Raw genomic sequence first — 14597 nt, 5'->3', positions numbered from 1 at the left:
ACGATTGCCGGGGCTCTGGCCTTGGCTGAGTATCTTCTTCCCGCCCGGTTCCGCGACGGGCGGCAGGTGGTGCGCGTCGCGGACGCCCATGTCCTGCTGAGCGGGCACGCGCCGCGTGCCGTGGCGGGCTGGGAGCAGTGGTCGGAGGCGGACAAGCAGCGCCTCGGCCCGCTGTTGGGCACCCGCCATCGGGGGGAGGCACTACTGCACCACGTCGAACGGACCGTCTACGACGTCTTCCACACTCCGGACGTGGACGACCCGCTGCCCGCTCTCTACGCGCTCGGGTACAGCGCGCGGGGGCGGGCGCTCGAGGTGCTGCCGGCTCACGGGCAGGACCCTTCGGACGTCGCCGAACGCCTGCTCGCGCCGACCAGGCGCGGGCGGATGCTGCGGGTCGCGAGCGGATCGGGCTGGTCGGCGCCGACATCGCGTGGGCGGGTCCAGCTCGCCTTCCCCGACGAGCAGGGGGTGTACAGGCCGCCTCAGGTCGTGACCGCGCCGTCGGTGGAGTTGGTGGTAGATGCCGACGAGCTCGGCTGGCAGAGTCGGGACACCGACCAGGGCATGAAGGGCCCGGCCTTCCGGGAGAAGCAGATCGCGCTGCTGCTGCGCGGGACCATCGGTGGCGGACAGCGCCCCGTGGAACCTGTCGTCCTGCCGCCGGGCCGGATGCACCTGCTGAGTGCGCCTCCGGGCGTGGGCAAGAACGTCTTCGGCCGGGGGCTGGCGATCCAGCAGGCGGGCCAGGGCCGCACCACCGTGCTGGTGGTCAGCGACAACGGCGACGTCTACGCCGAGGCCTCCACCCTGCAGCAGGAGCTGCGGGCGGCGGGCGTCAAGGAGACGGCCACGCCGTTCATCGCCCCCAACAGCCGGTACAACTTCGCGCTGCGCTCCGCGGCGAAGCTGGAGGGCACCGGCGTGCCGCTGGCGCACGCTTCGGCGAGCATCGCCTTCCTCATCGACAACTCCGCCTACGGGTGCGCCGTGCAGGCGCAGCTCGAGGGACGCGACGCCTTCGAAGCCGGCAGGGAGCCGTGCACGGTCGCGGCGTCGGATGCTTTCGGCCAGCCGGAGCGGGCGCTGTGCCCTTATGCGTCGTCCTGCGGGAAGTTCTCCCATGTCGAGGCCGCGACGACGGCCCGGATCATCGTGACCACCCATGCCTGTTTCCAGTCCGGGATGATCAAGGTTCCGGTGGAGGTCGACGGGGAGGTCCGCAACAGCATCAGCGTGCGGGAGTTCCTTCTGCGCCTGGCGTCCTATGTGGTCGTCGACGAGGTCGACGCCTACCAGTCGCGGGGGTTCGACGCGTGCGGCGTGCTGGAGCTCGCGTCCCGCTCCCGCCCAACCACGGTGCTGCGGCGCATCCGCGACAGCCTTCACCAAGCGCCGCCGCGGCTGGCGATGGCCGTGCGTCGGCCCTTGACCCGGGCGGTGTTCCTGGCCGAGCAGCTGCTCGACCTGGTGGCCGGGGAGGAGGTCTGCACCGAGGTCGCCCAGGCGCGGGCCCTGGCCCGCGGGCAGGACCCGCGCCGGACGCGGCAGGTCCTGCAGGACCGCAAGCGCTGGTATCAGCCCCATCAGTGGGACCGGCATTTGCTGGAGCACCTGATCGGGGTGGACCGTGACGCTGCGGCCACCGCCGAGCAGGCCGACCGTCTGCAGGCCTTGCTCCCGCGCGTGGCCACCCGGCCGGGCGACCGCCCTCCCAGCGCCGTCCTGCCGGACCGGCTGCGGCCCGTCCCGGGCCTACTGGAGCGGATGCTCACGATCGACGAGGGCGGGGAGTGGCAGCTTGCCGCCCTCAAGGACGAACTGCGGGAGATCCTCTCCGCAGCGCTGCCAGCCTTCTGCGCCGCCGAGGACGGAGGCGACGGAGCACCTGCCGAGTCCACGGTGCCGGCGCAGCGCAGTCTCGACCGGCCGGAGCCGGTGCGGGCGCCCACGCGCACGGAAGTCACCGCGGGCGTCCTGCACGCGCTGATCATGAAGACGTGGCTGACGGCCATCGTCCACACGATGTTCCCTCTGACGGACAGGGTCGGCGAACTCGCCGGGCACGGCATCGACGCGGCCTCCGAGCTCGCAGACGCGATCGGCCACCAGGGCGCCGGCACCGTCGTCCCGTTCGGGCCACTGGGCCGCCAGCCGGGCGGGTTCCGCTTCGAGGGGCTGGACGACCCGGGTGCCCATGCGAGTTTGAAGATGGAGGTGCTGCGCGCCGACCCCCACACCGAGACGCAGTTCCTCGGCAGCATCGTCTCCCTCGCCCTAAGCGGCCGCCAGCGTACTGTCCTGGGCATGTCCGCCACCGGCTTCATGCCGGGCGCGGCACGTACCCACCTGCTCGCCCGCCCCGACTGGGCGATGCCCGACACCCTCCGCGGTGGTCTGACCATCTTCAACAGCACCCCCGTCTCCGACGGAAAGCTCTTGGCCGTCGGCAGCACTCCCTACAGTGAACGCGACCATCGGGTCATCTCACTGGCCGCCGGCTACGCACCGTGCCTGGTGCGCGACCTGGACCGGCTTGCGGCGGAGGCGCGCACCCGGCATCGCGCGCGGGCCCTGATCACCGTCAATTCCTACCGGCAGGGGCGCCTGTTCGCCCAGGCCCTGTACGACACCGCGCTCGCCCTCGGGCGGCGGCTGCGGATCTACGTCGCCGTCGCGGACACCCCTGATCCGTCTCTGCCGCCGGTCTGCGACGCGATCGGCCAGCTCACCCGCGACCGTTTCGCGGAGCTGGCGGACCTCGACGGCGAGGTGCTCATCTCACCGCTGCCGCGCACCGAGCGGGGCTTGAACGTGCTGACCGTGTTCGAGGGCGTCGCCGTGTCGGCCATCACCCTGATCGCCCTGGGTGTGCGGCCGGTCATGCCGGCCGACGACCCGGCGGTGCTGGCGGCCAGCGTCGCCGCCCGGGCTTGGCGCGGCACCGTGCCCGGCGACGACCCCGCCGCCGTCCTGGCCCAGGCCCGGGCGGCGGCCGACGCGCACCTGCGCCTGAACCTCAACGCGCCCAAGCGCTTCTCCGCCCTGCCCGACGAGCTGAAGTACGAACTCGTCGCCACCCTCCTCGGGCAGAGCGTCCAGTTGGCAGGCCGCGGACGCCGCGGGCAGACCCACGTCGAGCTCCACTTCATCGACGGCGCCTTCCACGACCCCACCTGGGGATCCGACCTGCCCACCCTGGTCCGCGGGCTGCTTGAGCAGTCCCCGCAGGACGACCTCGTCCAGCTCGGCGCTTCTTACGGCTACACCATCGAGGAAATCGCCGAGTACGCCCACGTCCAGCACCTGCTCCCCGCGCTGCGCGCGGGCTTCGACGCCTACCTGGGAGAGTACGCATGAGTCGCCCGCTCGACAGCGTCGCCCGCAAGCAGGCCCGCCTGCTGCAGTTCCGCACCGCTCCCGCCGACCTGGGCAAGGTTATTGCCTACCGGCCAGACGCCCCCGTCATGGACCTGGCCATGGAGCTCTCGCGCGAGTACAAACGCAACGTCAGCACCAGTCTGGACGTGCAGCCGCCCTACCGGGCGCTGGAATGTGTCCTGCGCGCGGCGGCAGGCACCTGGGCGCGCTGGCAGTGGAACGACGGCTGTTACGAGCTCCTGTGCGCGGCGCCGATCAGCGCCGAGGACCGGCGCGACGTGTTCCGCTACTGGGCCGAAGCCGTGGTCCCGGGCCCCGACGGCCGGCGCATCGGCGAACAATTGGCCGAACTCCTCGCCCGGGCCGAGCCCCGCTCCGCCGTCCTGCCCCCGCCGCCGAGCGCCGGCAAGCGCTCGCGCGGCTGGTGGCCGGGCGAACTCGCACGCTGGCGCCTGGCCGAGGAACTCGCCACCCTCGAGTGGCCCCGCAACAACGGCGCCCCCGTCCGTTTCGCCCTGTGCACCGACGGCCGCCTGGCCGCGATCGGCCACGAACTGCCCGCCGAACCCGACCGCAAGGGCATCGTGCGCCACCTGCTGCCCCGTATCACCATCGGCACCGCCGCCAGCGGGCACTCCCGGCGCCACGCGCTGACCGTGAACGCCACCACCACCCTCCTCGCCACCTCCTGGAAGGGTGTCGCCACCGTCCTGCTGGCCAACCCCGACCAGCCGCTCACCGTCGCCGCGACCACCGACGGCCCGCCGTGGAAGCGCCGCCTGAACGTCCCCGCGGTCGCCGCCAGCCGCCGCCTGGCCGCACTGCCCCGCCTGAGCTCGAACGTGCCGCCCTTCCCCGAGCACCTGGCCGACGACGCCCTAGCCGACACGTCCCCGGGGCCGGTCTGGGCCATCGCCCCGGCCAGCGTCCGCACCCCCGGCCTGGGCCGCGGACACGGCATGGAGTTTTTCCGCCGCATCGAGGAAGCCATCGACACCCGGTGCGAGAAGTACAGCCACCGCAGCCCCGTGTTCATCGAGGTCCCCGGCATCAAGGTGCCGCCCACCGAGAGCGGCTCACGCGTCAGCGGACCGATCCCCCTCGAACGGATCCCCGCCGCCCTGGACGCCGCCGGCGTGGGCACCCTCCTCGTCCCCGTCCTGTGGAGCACCGACGAGGTCCGCGCCCGGGTGAAGGCCGCGATCGCCGCCCAGTGGGGCACCCGCGAGGACTGGAAGGCCGTCGAAGGCGGCGTCGAACCCGCCGCCGGCGGGCGTATCGAGGTCGTCTTCCTCCACGACAAGGCCAGTGCCCTCGGCCACGGACCGCGCACCAGCGCGGAGCGCGAGCGGGACCTGGCGCAGATGCTCGCCCCCCACACCCGCGAGGACACGCTCGTCGCGGCGATCTGCGAGACCGACTGGGACCCCGAGCGCTGGTATCCGAGCGTCGAAGCCCGCGAGAAGGCCGAGGCCGAGGACGGCAAGTGGCCCTCCAAGCAGGCTCTCGCGCGCCTCGCAGCGACCTCCCAATACATCAAGCAGGCCCCGCCGCCGGTCCCCACCCACACCCGGGAGGGCAAGCCCTACAACGAAAAGTACCGTGCGAAGAAGGTCGCCTCCCGCCAGAGCGGCCTCGACAGCTCGACCGCGAACGTGCTGCGCGAGATCCTCAGCGGCGTCGGCGCCACCGACCACCGCCTCGGTGCCGCGTTCGGCAAACTTCCGCTCGAGAACTGGTGGCACATCGGCATCCACGTCCGCCGTCACGCCCAGCGCCGCACACCCGGCAAGCGCCGCAACACCGAACCGGCACCGATCACCGCAACCCTCACCGCCATGCGCCCCACCGGCGGAAAGGACGCCCCCTGGCAGATCTGGGCCTACAGCCCCCAGGCCGGACAGTGGCAGCCCCACAGCCCGGCCACCACCGCGCTGCACGCCGCCGACCTCGCCTGGGACGTCAGCGGATACCGCGCCGCCGCAGACGAGACACTCCAGGCCCGCGCCGCCGCGGACATCGTCGAGCAGGCCCTCATCGCCACCCGCACCCAACTCCCCTCACCAGCCCCAGCGGTGCTCTACGTCGACGGCGACGCCGCCGAGTACATCTGGGCGGGCCTCACCGACGAAGCCCTGGGCCAGAACCCGCCGCCCGGCATGCCCCGGCCGGCGTCCTGGCTGCCCGGCCACAGCCTCCCCCGCGCCCAACGCCCCCTGGCAACCGTCCGCGTCATCGGCGACCTGGAACGCATCGGCCGCCCCACCGGGGCCCACATGCGCACCAGCGACGGCACCTGGCGCGCCACCGACACCACCAACAGCCTCTTCCAGCTCGCCACCGACGACGGCGCCGTCACCTACCCCGACCTCCTGCTCGTCAACGTCCCCCGCACCTGGGCCGCCGGCCCCGCCGGCCGCTTCGGCAAGGACGAGACACGCTTCGACAGCGGCAGCCAGAGCAAGAACGGCTACGCCCACACCGCCACCCGGTTCACCGTCATCGCCCAGAGCCCCGACGCTGACTGCGACCTCATCGGAGCCGTCGCCGCCATCCTGACCAACCAGGGCATCACCTCCGACGTCCGCCAAAGCACCCCCACCCCCCTCCACCTCGCCCGCAGGATGGACTCCACCCACCCCTACTACCGCCGCACCGCGGAGAGCACCGAGGACGCTCCCGATGCCGCCGAAGACGAGGACACCGCGCAGGAGGAGACGACCAGCCTGTAGCCAAGGCGCGCTAACCCCGACGAGGAGGCGCTGAGAATTTCCGGGCCCGGTTGAACAGGGGCGGCCTGGAAGACAGAGGGGCGCCTTGACCAGAACTGTGAAGCCCAGATCAGCCTCCGGCTGACTGCGGCACTCGCAAGCCGGGTGGGCAGTCAAGGAGCATCCCGAAGAAGTCGGCAAGCAGGGGCTGAGCACGGTCGCGGTCGCGGAGTTCGTCGTGGCCGAACCGGAACACCTCGTAGCCACGGAACTTCAGGGCGCGGTCGCCAGCCATGGTCGCGGCGTACTTCGTACTGTCGGGTTCGGCTCCTGCGTTGCGGGTGAAGTGCTGCATGCCGTCGACCTCCAGGACCACCCGCCGGTTTCCGGGGAGCAGCATGAGGAAGTCCATGCGCAGGTTCTGCATGGCCTGCGGTCCGCGTTCGCGGAGGGTCTTGGGGTCCCAGTGGAGCCAGATCTCCGGCAGGAGGGCGGGGACCTCGTTCAGGTGGTCCCGGTGGGCGTGGTGGTAGTGCCAGAACAGGTTCTTCTGCCCTGGAGACTTCGGGGGCAGGGAAGCCTCCATGCGGCTGTAGAGGGACCGGGCCGCCTGCTCGTGGTCGGTGATGTTCCGGGTCTCCTGCCACCAGGCTAGGAGGTGGCGCCAGAGCAGTCCCTCTTTGCCGACGGGGTGGTCGTAGACCAGGACCTTGTCGTCGCGTTGAGCGACCTCGATGTCGTTGTCGAGGGCGCTGGTGAAGCGGATGTCGGGCTTGCCCAGGGTGGCGAAGATGAGGTTGCGCGGCCGACGCGCGGTGCCGCGGCCGTGCTGGACCAGGTGGAACCGGGGGTAGCCGTCGGCCTCTCCATCCTGGCTCAGGATGGCGCCAGCCGGTTGTAGATGCCGGTTGGCGAGCTCGACGAAGCGGCGCTGGGCTTGCTCGTCGGGAAGGACGGCGGCGGAGGCCAGCCTCTCGAGGAAGACGCCGAAGCGGGGGTGCGGTGCTTCGAAGGCACCGAGCTGCTCGAAGAACTGCTCGGTCGTCCAGTCGTCCGGGAACCGGATCACGTGGCGCTCGATCTGGCTGCGCAGGCTGTTTGTCGGGGTGGTCCAGCCGCCGAGTGGATCGTTGTCCAGGTGCCACATGCGGCCCAACAGCGCCATGAAGCGGTCCGGGTAGCCGAGGTGATCGGACAGATCGAAGTCTCTGGCCAGCTCGCGCCTGGTCCGGCTCGGGATCTGCACGTGGTGACGACCGAGCCACAGAACGTCCTGCAGCGCCATACGTTCGGCCTGGCCCAGCTCCTCTTGGTCGAGAACGGCGTCGGCGACGTCCGGCAGGCGGTCGTCGGGGCAGGCGTTCAGGCTGGCCACCAGGCGCTCGTGCTTGCTGCTGCCCGCACTGGGCGGGGGAAGGCCGAGGCGCTCGCACAGCGCCGGCAGTTCCTTTTCGGTATAGCGCTTGTACAGCGTGGAGAGCACGCCGTCGATCAGCCTCCGCAGCAGCGCCATGTCCATCTGTTCCCCCATCCCCTGATGATGAGCGACGCCCGGACACGATTCCACCCCGTCCGATCGCCTTGGTCAGGAGGCAAATTCGCAGTGCACTCCCGCACCACCCCTCTACCTTGATGCGCATGTCGCACGAATCGATCCACGAGCACCTGCTGATATCGGCCCGGAAGTGGGCTCGCACGGCTGTCGACGCGTACCTGGAGGAGCCCATAGACCAGGACTTCGCCGTGCACCACATGGCGGTCGCGGTGGAACACGCGTCCAAGGCGTTCCTGGCGTCCATCGCTCCCGTGCTCCTCGCGTCGGAGAAGCAGCCGAGCCTGGATGACCTCCTGGTCCTGAGTGGCAACGAAGACAGGACGAAGAAGGGGCGCGCCGGCCTCAAGACCATCAGCGGTGAGGGGGCCATCCTCAGGGCAGCCCAGCTCCTCGGCCCCGGGCACCAGACGCCTGCCGGGCTCAAGGAGCTCCGGGAGTCTCGCAATGGCATCACCCACATGGGGTGGGGTCAGCCGGTGACGGAATGCCGCAATCTCCTGAAGGCGGGCATCGAGCACATCAACGCCCTGCTGAAGGCCCTGTCGGCCGAGCCCGAGGGCTTTTGGGGGCCTCACTTCGAAGCCTGTACCGCGCTGGTGGCCCAGGCCGTGACCGAGATGGAGATCCGGTACCACGCCAAACTCCGGCAGGCCCGCGAGCACTTCGCCCAGACCACCCGGCGCCTGTCCGAAGCCGAGATCGCCGAACTCGTCAGCAGTCTCTCCGCCCTGCCGACCGCCGCTCCGTGGCCGATCGCCGTACCCGCAGAATGCCCCGCGTGCGGACACACCGGCTTCGCAAGCGGCCGGGACAAGCAGGACGGGGACTATCTGCAGGTCTGGTTCCTCCCCCGGCACTTCGGGTGCCGCCTGTGCGGTCTCATACTCACGACGTGGGAACTCGATCTCGCTGGAATCAAAGCCCAGATACTCAACGACGACGAAGAGCCCGACCCGGACTGGGAACCCGACTTCGAAACGTACTAAGAGCTCAGGCAGAGATTCCTCCGCTAACCGTGCCCCTCCACCGAGCTCTGACGACGCGCGGCGCTGCTGTTCCTCGCGGGCGATCTGCTGCGCGAGGACGTCGCGGTTGATGTACGGGTCGACGGCGGCGCCCGTATCGTCCTGGCATCGCGGCCCCATTAGGGCGGCGTGAGGCGGCCCCTTGGTTCTGACGCACCGTCGGATTCCGGGCACCCCCGGGCACCTGGTGGTGCGCGAGATCGGGGAATCCACGGGGTGACCTGGGGCTACTCCGGGCACACCAAGTGTGGTGATATCCCGAGGGATTCCTGGGAAACCGCAGGTCAGACGTGCTCCGCTACTTTCAACCAACTCCTTCCTCTGGTACGTCACCCCGGGCCCGCGCGCCTTCGACGTCCAGCCGATCCGCTACGACCTCACCCCCTTCGCCGCCCTCCTCAACGACGGCCGCCCGCACCGGATCGAGGTCTCGGTCGCCGGCGTGCCGGCCGGTCAGAGCGGCTGGAGCACCCCCACCAATCTGCTGCTCTGGCAGGACGCGGGCCGGCAGGTCGTCACCGGCGCCCTGACCCGGCACGAGGAGAGCGATCCGAGCGGCCACTCCCGCTGGACGCCCGCGGCCCCCGGCGCACAGCACCGCCTGGACACCGAGGGCGGACACCGGCTGACCGTCGCCGGACACCTGAACACCTCCCACGGCCGGGTGGCCACCACCGTCACCCGCACGGTGCGGAGCACCTCCGTCCATCGCTGGACGGACGGCGAGAACCAGGACGCGCTCGCCGCCACCTGGACCGACGAGGAGAGCGTGACGTACGGGCCGACCACCACCCGGACCGACCGCACCTACACGATGGACGGCGAGACCACCCTCGGGGACGGCGACCGGCTGCGCACCGTCCTCGCGCTCGGGGACCGCGCGGACACCGTCACCGTGCGCGGCGGGCGTACCGTCGACAGCTCCCGCCTCGACGACCGGTACACCGGTGACGCCACCTACACCGCGAACGTCCCGCGCGACCAGCGGCACGCGGTCGCCACCACCTCCGCCCGCTACCGGTTGTACGGGTCCGGAGCGCCGGGCGGGTGTTACGACCGTACGGTGGCCACCGTCCAGGGCACGCTGACGGTGGACCGCCGCCGCTGCTGATTCCGCCGCCCCCTACGATGAGCGGCCATGGACACGAGTGAGGCCGGCAGACAGCTGATCGACGGCCGTTTCGAGCTGGTCGCACCCCTGGGCAGCGGGGGCATGGGTACGGTGTGGCGCGCCCGCGACATCGCCCTGCACCGCGAGGTCGCACTCAAGGAGGTGCGCCCGCCGGACCCGGCGACCGCCGCCGCCCAACCCGGCCTCGCCGACCAGCTGCGCGAACGGGCCGTCCGTGAGGCCCGCGCCCTCGCCCGCCTCGCCCACCCGCACGTGGTGACGATCCACCACATCGTCGAACCGTCCGACGGCGCGGACGGACACCCGTGGATCGTCATGGAGCTGGTCCAGGGCGGCTCCCTGCACGACCGGCTGGCGTCCGGGCCGATGCCGCCCGCGGACGTGCTGCGGCTCGGCCTCGACGTGCTCTCCGCGCTGCGCGCCGCGCACGCCGAAGGGGTGCTCCACCGCGACGTGAAGCCGGCCAACGTGCTGCTGCGCCCCAGCGGGTCGGCGGTGCTCACCGACTTCGGCATCGCGGCCCTGCACGGATCGACCGGGCTCACCTCGACCGGGGTGCTCATCGGCTCGCCCGAGTACATCGCGCCCGAACGCGTCCGCGGCGAGGAGGGACTGGCCGCCTCCGACCTGTGGTCGCTGGGCATGCTGCTCTACGTGGCCGCGGAGGGGGTCCACCCGCTGCGCCGGGCCACCAGCCTGGCCACGGTCGTCGCCGTACTCGACGAGCCGATCCCGGCGCCCGTGCGCTCCGGCCCGCTGGCGCCCGTACTGGAACGGCTGCTCGTACGGGACCCGGCGGCGCGGCCCGACGGGGCGCAGCTGGAACAGCTGCTCCGGGACGCGAGCGCCGCTCTCGGATCCGGCTACGGGGCGGGCGCGGCGCCGGTCTTCCCCGCACCGCCGATCGCCCCGGCACCGCCCGCCGCCGTCACGCCGGTCGGCGGTGCGCCGGCCGTCCCGGGGCAGTTCGGCCCGTACGGAGGCCCCTACGGATCGCCCACCCCGCCGCCGTTCGGCTCCGGTGGCTCCCCGTACGGGTCCACCACCACGCCGGTCCCGCTGGCGTCCGCCCCGCGCCGCCGCCCTGCCCTGATCGGCGCCGCGCTCACGGTGGTGCTCGCGGCCGCCGTCGTCGGGATCGTCCAGCTGCTGCCCGACGGGAACTCCGGTGACGACGACGCCGTCGACGCCCGCGCCACCCGGCCCGCCGTCGCCAGCCAGGCGGGTCCCCCCGCCTCCACCCCCGGCCCGAAGGCGAGCACGTCCAAGGCCGGCGCGGCCCGCGGCAGCATGCTCACTCCGCAGAACATCCGGACCGCCCTGGAGGCGCTCAAGGAGAAGACCGGCACCACGACCTTCGTGGACCTCAAGGTCTACGACGGATACGTGCTCGCGTCGATCCCCACCGCCGCCGGCGCCGAGACCGTCGACGCGTGGCAGTACCGGGACGGGGCGGCCACGCGCACCGGACCCGACGGCACGGTCGAGGAGGGGGAGCCGCTGATCGACATGTCGACCGTCAACTGGGACGCTCTGCCCGGCCTGCTGGAGCAGTCCAAGAAGGAGCTGGGCGTCGAGAAGCCGACCTCGACCTATGTGATCGTCGAGCCGTGGATGATGGACCAGGTCCCCTGCATGCGCCCCTACCTCAGCGATGAGTACGGCCGCGGCGGCTATGTGCTCGCCGGTATCGACGGCAAGGTCAAGAAGGTCGTCGGCTCCTGACATCCTGTACCCGCACACAGGTACGCACGTACACGCGTATGCATGTACGCATGTACGGTCCGACGGGTCAGGGAGCACGACCATCATGCCCAGCTGGCGCACCACCCTCACGGCGGCCGGTGTGTCCGGCTCCCGCCTGCGGGACGACTACACGTACGCCGCCCGCCGGGTGCTCCGCCGCGAGCCGGCCCCGTACCTGGCGCTGCGGATGCTCGCCGCGCCGCCGCTGGTGCCCTTCCTCGCCGCCGGTCTCGCCTTCATGAACCTGGTCGACGACGTCGCCGAGACCGGTACGCCGCAGCAACGGGCCGCCGGTCTCGCCGCGTTGTCCGAGCGGGTGGAGGCGGCCCTCAAGTCCGGGGACAGCCCCGACCCGCTCCTGCGGGCCTACGCGCACGCGGTGGCATCCCGCGGCCTGTCGCCGCACTGGGTCTCCCGCTTCCTGGCGGGCGCCGCCACCGCCGAGGCCGGATTCGACGGCTTCGAGGCGGAGGAGGACTTCCAGGCCTACCTCGACGCGTACGCGTGGCCGGGGGTGCTGGTCTTCACCGGGCTCCAGTACCGGGGCGGCCCCGACCCCGAACAGGCGGCGGGCTGGCGGCGCTTCGTCGACGCCGCCCAGCGCGTGGACTTCCTCGCCGACCTCTGCGGGGACCTCGCGGACGGCCGGCTCTGCATCCCCCGCGCACGTCTCGCCGAACACGAGGTGACCCGAGCCGACCTGGAACAGGCCCGCGACACCCCGGCCGTACGAGCCCTCCTCGCCGCCGAGTGCCGGCGTGCCCGTACGGCTCTGGACGCTGCCCGCGGCATCCTCGACCTCGCCGAGCCCGGACTGCGTCCCGTGATCGCGACCATGACGGAGCTGATGGCGCACCAGCTGACCGCCGTGGAGCGCGCGGGGGTCGCCGCCCTGCGCCGGGACATCGGGTACGGCCCGGCGGCGCCCCTGCGGATCCTCGTCCGCGCCGCCCGGCGTCGCCCGGTGTGAACCGGTGCAGGGAGTTTCCTAGTAGGGCCCGTTGACGTTGTCGATCGAGCCGTAGCGCGCGGCCGCGTAGTTGCAGGCGGCGGTGATGTTGGCGACCGGGTCGTAGGAGTCCTGCGAGGTGCCGGGCACGTGGTAGGCGCGGAAGGTGGGGTCGATGACCTGGAGCAGGCCCTTGGACGGGATCCCGTTCCGGGCGTTGATGTCCCAGTTGTTGATCGCCAGCGGGTTGCCGGAGGACTCGCGCATCACGTTGCGGTGAATTCCGTTGTAGGAGCCGGGAATACCGTGCTTCGCCATGACGTCGAGGGACTCGCGGATCCACCCGTCGAGATTGTTCGGGTAGGCGGCGGCGGTCTTGGCCGCCGCGGCCGCCTTCACCTGCTTGCCGATGGTCAGTTTGATGCCGGGGCGGATGACCGACGGGTTGTCGCCGACGACGGTCTTGTTCGCGTCGTAGAGCTGCTGCCAGCCGCCACTGAGGGAATGCTGCGCCGCGATCTCCGAAAGGGTGTCGCCCGCGACCACGGAATAGGTCATGGGGGCGGCCGTCTCCACCGCTCCGGCGGTGGTCGCGCTGATCAGCGGGAGAGTGAGGGCCGCGCCACCGGTGCCGGCGAGAGCCAGCTTGCGGGTGATCCGGTAGTGCTTCGGCCGACGGTGCTTACCCTTTGCAGGCATGGCGGAATTCCTCACGTGGGGGGACGGGAGATCCCGGGCGGGGGCCGGATTCGGCACCTGACCACCAGGAACGAGGTGACCGTAGGCGAGCGCGCCGCGCCCGAACAAGCCCCGAATTCCACCGATAGATCGACATCTCGCTTTCGGTCGGGTAAATGACCTTGAAGGCGGCATGGCGCAATAGCCGGTTCCCTTTCCGGAAAAGGGAACCGGCTATTCGCGGGAAATGATGTTGAGGTGTTCGGTGTGGCTCACATCACGGGTCGCCGGCTGGGCGCCCAATTCGGGCAAGTCCACTCTCCGGGTGCCGCATTCGGGCGACCGACCCGTAGGTGGCGAATCGCCCATTAGGGATTCTTTCCGGCGGATTGCCGGCCGTCCGGGCCTGATGCTCCGCCGGCCGTTCGCGTCCGGTCGGCGGCCGGTTCACCCCTCGGGTCACACCGACCCCTCCAGCGCCTCCAGCGCTGCCGATACCGCCTTCACCGCCCCCTCCGAGGCCGGCAGCAGGGGCAGCCGGACGTCCGGGGTCGGAATCCGTCCCTGCGCGTGCAGGACGCCCTTGAGCACCGCCGGATTCGGCTCGGCGAAGGCCGCCGCCGACATCCGGGCCAGCGCGTGCCCCAGCGGCCGCGCCCGCGCCACGTCACCCGCCCTCCATGCCCCGGCGAGCTCCGCGAAACGGCCCGTCGCCAGATGCGCCGAGGCCAGGATCCCGCCCGCCGCACCCAGCGCCAGCAGCGGCGACAGGTACACGTCGTCACCCGCCAGCACCTCGAACCCGGCCGGAAGGTCACCGAGCAGCGCCACCGCGTCCTCGCCGATGCCGCCGCCCGCGTACTTCACCCCGACGACCCCCGGCAGCGATCCGAGCGCCCGCAGTGCGGCCGCGTCCAGCGGCTGCCCGGTGCGGTACGGGACGTGATAGACGATCAGCGGGACCGGGCTCGCACCGGCCAGCCGCGCGAAGTGCGCCAGCACACCGGCGGCCGCGGGCCGGACGAACGCCGGCACCGTCACCAGCGCCGCCCGCACCTCGGGCAGGCGGGCCAGCCGGGCCAGCGAGGCCTCGGCGGCCCGGGTGCCGCTCGCCCCCGCCCCGACGGTCAGCGGCGCGCCCCGCTCCCCGCAGACCCGGGCGCACACGGCGGTGACGAGGTCGCGCTCCGCCTCGTCGAGGCAGGCCGCCTCCGCGGTGGTGCCGAGCGCGACGATCCCCGTGGCCCCCGCGTCGAGCACCTCGTGTGCGAGCGCCTCCAGCGCCTCGACGGCCACCTCCCCGGCGCGGGTGAAGGGCGTGACGAGCGGTACGTGGATCCCCTGAAACGGCCGGGCCGGAAGGGCTGCCGTCGCTGCGATGACTGCGATGTCCTGTGCCATGCCGACGAGCCTCACCCGC

8 protein-coding genes and 1 pseudogene are annotated in these 14597 nt (G+C 71.8%); 6 read left to right on the top strand and 3 right to left on the bottom strand.

The annotated features are described in order from the left end of the window. Positions 1 to 21 precede the first annotated feature (21 nt). Together OG373_RS03590 and OG373_RS03585 are read left to right on the top strand one after the other, a co-directional pair. Positions 22 to 3360, top strand: coding sequence for a hypothetical protein (locus OG373_RS03590; protein ID WP_405435785.1), 3339 nt, complete (start codon positions 22 to 24; stop codon positions 3358 to 3360). Then, positions 3357 to 6113: an RNAseH domain-containing protein gene (locus OG373_RS03585; RefSeq protein ID WP_405435784.1), complete on the top strand. Its 2757-nt coding sequence runs from the start codon at positions 3357 to 3359 to the stop codon at positions 6111 to 6113. The genes OG373_RS03590 and OG373_RS03585 overlap by 4 nt, the downstream gene beginning before the upstream one ends. Before the next feature lie 109 nt (positions 6114 to 6222). Here OG373_RS03585 and OG373_RS03580 read toward each other — a convergent pair whose 3' ends face one another. After that, complete coding sequence (locus OG373_RS03580) at positions 6223 to 7623, bottom strand: hypothetical protein (RefSeq protein WP_405435782.1); 1401 nt, start codon at positions 7621 to 7623, stop codon at positions 6223 to 6225. Between the two features lie 107 nt (positions 7624 to 7730). Here OG373_RS03580 and OG373_RS03575 point away from each other — a divergent pair, with 107 nt between their 5' ends. From OG373_RS03575 to OG373_RS03560, 4 genes and pseudogenes are all read left to right on the top strand, one after another. After that, positions 7731 to 8633, top strand: a complete 903-nt coding sequence (locus tag OG373_RS03575; RefSeq protein WP_405435780.1) for a hypothetical protein — start codon at positions 7731 to 7733, stop codon at positions 8631 to 8633. Positions 8634 to 8979: 346 nt separating this feature from the next. Beyond that, positions 8980 to 9783 (top strand): annotated as a pseudogene (locus OG373_RS03570) (peptide-N4-asparagine amidase); the annotation flags it as partial. A 27-nt stretch (positions 9784 to 9810) separates the two neighbouring features. Beyond that, the gene (locus OG373_RS03565) at positions 9811 to 11529 is read left to right on the top strand and encodes a serine/threonine-protein kinase (protein ID WP_405435778.1); all 1719 of its coding nucleotides are present in this window, start codon (positions 9811 to 9813) and stop codon (positions 11527 to 11529) included. 85 nt (positions 11530 to 11614) lie between these two features. Continuing rightward, positions 11615 to 12520, top strand: a complete 906-nt coding sequence (locus OG373_RS03560; RefSeq protein WP_405435777.1) for a phytoene/squalene synthase family protein — start codon at positions 11615 to 11617, stop codon at positions 12518 to 12520. Positions 12521 to 12538: 18 nt separating this feature from the next. Here OG373_RS03560 and OG373_RS03555 read toward each other — a convergent pair whose 3' ends face one another. Both OG373_RS03555 and OG373_RS03550 read right to left on the bottom strand, forming a co-directional pair. Beyond that, a complete protein-coding gene (locus OG373_RS03555) occupies positions 12539 to 13198 on the bottom strand; it encodes a transglycosylase SLT domain-containing protein (protein ID WP_405435775.1) in 660 nt (219 codons plus the stop codon). 438 nt (positions 13199 to 13636) lie between these two features. After that, positions 13637 to 14578: a dihydrodipicolinate synthase family protein gene (locus OG373_RS03550; protein ID WP_405435774.1), complete on the bottom strand. Its 942-nt coding sequence runs from the start codon at positions 14576 to 14578 to the stop codon at positions 13637 to 13639. Positions 14579 to 14597: the final 19 nt, after the last annotated feature.

It is taken from the genome of Streptomyces avidinii (assembly GCF_045161815.1).
Taxonomy (GTDB): Bacteria; Actinomycetota; Actinomycetes; order Streptomycetales; family Streptomycetaceae; genus Streptomyces; species Streptomyces avidinii.
Note: the sequence above shows the minus strand (reverse complement) of the source record. Positions and strands in the feature narration are given on the sequence as shown.

What these genes read in the sequence shown, in the direction of transcription:
- OG373_RS03565 (WP_405435778.1), top strand. Translation starts at nt 9,811, where the DNA reads ATGGACACGAGTGAGGCCGGCAGACAGCTGATCGACGGCCGTTTCGAG.
- OG373_RS03560 (WP_405435777.1), top strand. Translation starts at nt 11,615, where the DNA reads ATGCCCAGCTGGCGCACCACCCTCACGGCGGCCGGTGTGTCCGGCTCC.
- OG373_RS03585 (WP_405435784.1), top strand. Translation starts at nt 3,357, where the DNA reads ATGAGTCGCCCGCTCGACAGCGTCGCCCGCAAGCAGGCCCGCCTGCTG.
- OG373_RS03575 (WP_405435780.1), top strand. Translation starts at nt 7,731, where the DNA reads ATGTCGCACGAATCGATCCACGAGCACCTGCTGATATCGGCCCGGAAG.
- OG373_RS03580 (WP_405435782.1), bottom strand. Translation starts at nt 7,623, where the DNA reads ATGGGGGAACAGATGGACATGGCGCTGCTGCGGAGGCTGATCGACGGC.
- OG373_RS03555 (WP_405435775.1), bottom strand. Translation starts at nt 13,198, where the DNA reads ATGCCTGCAAAGGGTAAGCACCGTCGGCCGAAGCACTACCGGATCACC.
- OG373_RS03550 (WP_405435774.1), bottom strand. Translation starts at nt 14,578, where the DNA reads ATGGCACAGGACATCGCAGTCATCGCAGCGACGGCAGCCCTTCCGGCC.